The sequence below is a fragment of the Streptomyces misionensis genome, from assembly GCF_007896895.1.
Lineage (GTDB): Bacteria > Actinomycetota > Actinomycetes > Streptomycetales > Streptomycetaceae > Streptomyces > Streptomyces misionensis_A.
Genome location: NZ_VOGW01000120.1, coordinates 1 through 3,838, shown reverse-complemented (window position 1 = coordinate 3,838; position 3,838 = coordinate 1). Strand labels below are relative to the sequence as shown.

The 3,838-nt window shown below is 72.6% G+C and carries 3 protein-coding genes and 1 tRNA gene; 2 read left to right on the top strand and 2 right to left on the bottom strand.

Going from position 1 to position 3,838, the window contains the following annotated elements:
• The first annotated feature begins 64 nt into the window (after positions 1–64).
• Positions 65–139 (top strand) — tRNA-Leu (locus tag FRZ03_RS20990).
• A 43-nt stretch (positions 140–182) separates the two neighbouring features.
• Here FRZ03_RS20990 and rdgB read toward each other — a convergent pair.
• The gene (gene rdgB / locus FRZ03_RS20985; RefSeq protein ID WP_146466700.1) at positions 183–785 is read right to left on the bottom strand and encodes an RdgB/HAM1 family non-canonical purine NTP pyrophosphatase; all 603 of its coding nucleotides are present in this window, start codon (positions 783–785) and stop codon (positions 183–185) included.
• A gap of 25 nt (positions 786–810) precedes the next feature.
• Complete coding sequence (locus FRZ03_RS20980) at positions 811–2,187, bottom strand: SGNH/GDSL hydrolase family protein (RefSeq protein ID WP_398660791.1); 1,377 nt, start codon at positions 2,185–2,187, stop codon at positions 811–813.
• Between the two features lie 195 nt (positions 2,188–2,382).
• Here FRZ03_RS20980 and FRZ03_RS20975 point away from each other — a divergent pair, with 195 nt between their 5' ends.
• Positions 2,383–3,696 (top strand): DUF445 domain-containing protein, encoded by a 1,314-nt coding sequence (locus FRZ03_RS20975; RefSeq protein ID WP_186785542.1) that lies wholly within the window; start codon positions 2,383–2,385, stop codon positions 3,694–3,696.
• Positions 3,697–3,838: the final 142 nt, after the last annotated feature.

Sequence of the window (3,838 nt, the reverse complement as noted above, 5' to 3'; positions counted from 1 at the left end):
TGGTGCCGTGGAGGGCGCCGGTCACAAACTCCCCGCGGCGCCAGTAGAGTAGGCGCAGCGTCGAGGGCCCGTACCCCAGCTGGCAAGAGGGCGCCGGTTTAGGTCCGGTGTGTCGTGGGTTCGAGTCCCACCGGGCCCACGCGCACAGAGGGGCTGCCCGACGGACAGCCCCTCTGCCACGCTCAGCCCAGCAGCTCCCGCACCACCGGCACCAGGGCCCGGAACGCCTTGCCCCGGTGGCTGATCGCGTTCTTCTCGGCGGCGGTCAGCTCGGCGCAGGTCCGGGTGTCGCCGTCGGGCTGGAGGATCGGGTCGTAGCCGAAGCCCCCCGTGCCCGCGGGAGCGTGCCGCAGGGTGCCCTGCAGCCGGCCCTCGACCACGCGTTCCGTGCCGTCCGGCAGAGCGAGGGCGGCGGCGCAGGCGAAGTGCGCGCCGCGGTGTTCCTCGGCGATGTCGGAGAGCTGGGCCAGCAGCAGGTCGAGGTTGGCCTGGTCGTCGCCGTGGCGGCCGGACCAGCGGGCGGAGAAGATGCCCGGGGCGCCGTTCATGACGTCCACGCACAGACCGGAGTCGTCGGCGACCGCGGGCAGCCCCGTGGCCTGCGCCAGTGCGTGCGCCTTGAGCAGGGCGTTCTCGGCGAAGGTGACGCCGGTCTCCTTGACGTCGGGGATCTCGGGGTAGGCGTCGGCGCCGACCAGTTCGTGGGGGAGTCCGGCGTCGGCCAGGATGGCCCTCAGCTCGGTGATCTTTCCGGCGTTGCGGGTGGCGAGGATCAAGCGGGTCATGCCGCCAGTATTCCTCCCCCGTCTCTCACAGCTCCGCCTGCCCCGCGCCCTTCAGGGTGCGCAGGTCGAACACCTCGGCCATCTTCTCGAAGCCCAGGTCGCCGGGGTGCAGATGGTCCCCGGAGTCGTAGTCGGGGCGCAGCCGGCGCGGGTCGTAGGGGTCGCGGAGCGCCTTGTCGAAGTCGACGACCGCGTCGTACACCCGGCCCGCGCGGATCTGCGCGTTGATCTCCCGGCGGACCGTCTCCCGGGCGGGGGTCCAGCCCCGGTGCCCCTTGAAGGGCATCAGGGTGGCGCCGACGACCTTCAGTCCGCGGGCGTGCGCGTCGCGGACGAGGGTGCGCAGGCCGCCGAGGACGCGGTCGGGGTCGGCGAGGCGGGGGTTGCGCAGGATGTCGTTGACGCCGAGGTCGACGACGACCACCTTGACGTTGGTGCGCGCGAGCGCGTCGCGTCCGAAGCGGCCGAGTCCGCTCTGGTTCTCCGCGGGGCGGCCGAGGCCGTCGGCGAGGACCTGGTTGCCGCTGATGCCCTCGTTGACGACGCTGTAGCGCGGCAGTCGCCGTCCGTCCTGGAGCGCGGAGCGCAGCCGGCCGCCGAGCAGGTCGGGCCAGCGGCGGTTGGCGCCGGTGGTGGAGGTGATGCCGTCGGTGATGGAGTCGCCGAAGACGACGACGGTGCCGTCGGCCTCGTTGCTCAGCACGTCGAGGGCGGTCACGTAGCGCCAGTAGGGGGTCTGCTGGGTGTAGGGGGCGCCGGTGGAGTCCTCGGTGCGGTCGCCGGCGGCGACGTAGGAGATCTGCCGGGCGTGCGGGTGGTAGGTGACGGGCCCGGAGGGGGTGGGGGAGTAGGTGGTGACGAGGACGTCGCTGCCGTGCGGTACGAGCAGGTGGACGGCGTCGCTGACGGCCTCTTCGCCGGCGGGTATGACGACGCCGGTGGCGCCGTTGAAGGTGAGCCGGCGCATGGTCTCGGCGTCGGCGGCGGCGGTGGCGTCCCCGGCGGAGAGGGCGATCGTGGCGTGGGTGATGTCCAGCGGGGACTGGCCGTAGAGGTTGGAGAGGGTGATCCGGGCGCTCGTGCCGCCGGCGTCGGCGTGGACGACGTTGCGCACCGAGTGGCCCGCGAGGCCCATCGCCTCGGTGCCGGGTTCGCCGCCGACGGGGGCGGTGGCCCAGGAGCCGACCCAGGCGCCGGTGGAGACGGGGGCGGCGGAGGAGTCGCGGCGCGGCCGGTTGTCGGCGAGGGTGCCGGCCGGCGTGCCGTGGCCGGGTGCGGTGGTGACGTAGATGCCGGCGCAGACGGCGATCACGAGTGCGACGAGCGCGCTGAGCAGGATGAGGTATTGCGCGCGGTGCTGGGTGCGGGCCTGCCCCGGGGCCCCGTCATGACGCCTGGTCACGCTTGTGTCGTTCTCCTCGGGCGAGGGAGCCCCGGGCTCCGGTCTTGATGAGTCCATGATGCGTCATGGGCCGGGGAGCGCCGGTGGGCCCCGGTCCGTTCCCCCGCCGGAACAGACGCCGGGAACTCCTGTTCCGTTCCGGTGGCCGGTCGGCAAGGGACAATTGTGTGCGGTATCACCGAGCGGGTGGAGCTGATGGAACCTACCGAGACGGAAACGGCCGGACCGGCCGCGTCGTACCGGACGATGACGGCGTTCACCCCGGCCGACGAGGAGCGCCGGCGCGGGGTGCGGCGCATGAAGACGACCGCGACGGGCCTGTTGCTGCTGGTGGCCGTGGTCTACGTGCTGGCGAAGCTGGCCGGGAACGCGGGTGCGGGGGCGTGGGCGGACTATGTCTCCGCGGCGGCGGAGGCGGGCATGGTGGGTGCGCTGGCGGACTGGTTCGCGGTCACCGCGCTGTTCCGGCACCCGCTCGGTCTGCCGATCCCGCACACCGCGATCATCCCGACCAAGAAGGACCAACTGGGTGTGTCGCTGGGCGAGTTCGTGGGGGAGAACTTCCTGTCCCAGGACGTGGTGCGGCAGCGGTTGCGGGCGGTCGGCATCGGCAGCCGGCTGGGGGCCTGGCTGGCCGAGCCGGAGCACGCGGACCGGGTGACGGCGGAGCTGGCGACGGCGTTGCGGGGCGCGCTCACGGTGTTGCGGGACTCCGATGTGCAGGCGGTGGTGGGGGAGGCGATCACCCGGCGGGCGGGTGCCCGGGAGATCGCGCCGGGCCTCGGCAAGCTGCTGGAGAAGGTGGTCGCGGACGGTGGTCACAAGCGGGCGGTGGACCTGGTGGTCTCGCGTGCGCACGACTGGCTGGTGCTGCACGGCGACAACGTGATGGGGGCGGTGCAGGGCGGTGCGCCCGGCTGGACCCCGCGGTTCGTGGACCGCAAGGTCGGTGAGCGGGTCTACAAGGAGTTGCTGCGTTTCTGTGCGGAGATGCGGGACATGCCGTCGCATCCGGCGCGTGGCGCGCTGGACCGTTTCCTCACGGATTTCGCGTCCGATCTCCAGTCGGACACGGATACCCGGGCGCGGGTGGAGCGGCTCAAGGGCGAGGTGCTGGGCCGTGGTGAGGTGCAGGATCTGATCGCGTCCGCGTGGACGGCCGTGCGGTCGATGATCGTCGCGGCGGCGGAGGACGAGCGCAGCGAGCTGCGGATGCGGTTGCGGGCGGCGCTGCTGTCGCTGGGCGAGCGGATGGCGCACGAGCCGAAGGTGCAGGAGAAGGTGGACAGCTGGGTGGAGGGCGCGGCGGTGCACGTCGTGACCACCTACCGCAAGGAGATCACCTCGTTGATCACGGACACGGTGGCGGGCTGGGACGCGGAGCACACCACCCGGAAGATCGAGGCGCACATCGGCCGCGATCTGCAGTTCATCCGGATCAATGGCACGGTGGTGGGATCACTGGCGGGACTGCTGATCTTCACGGTGTCGCGGGCGGTGGGCGGCTGACGGCTCGCTCGGTTCCACGCGGCGGCCGGCGGCCGGTACGGGGTCCGTCCGGCGCCTCGACCGCCTGAATCGGCAGGACAGGGGCACCCGTCGAGCTGTCGCCTCTCCGCGCCGGAGGGGCGTCCTTCGACGAGGAGGGAGC

Excerpts from the sequence above, each read along its gene's own strand:
- rdgB (WP_146466700.1), bottom strand. The coding sequence starts at position 785 with ATGACCCGCTTGATCCTCGCCACCCGCAACGCCGGAAAGATCACCGAG.
- FRZ03_RS20975 (WP_186785542.1), top strand. The coding sequence starts at position 2,383 with ATGGAACCTACCGAGACGGAAACGGCCGGACCGGCCGCGTCGTACCGG.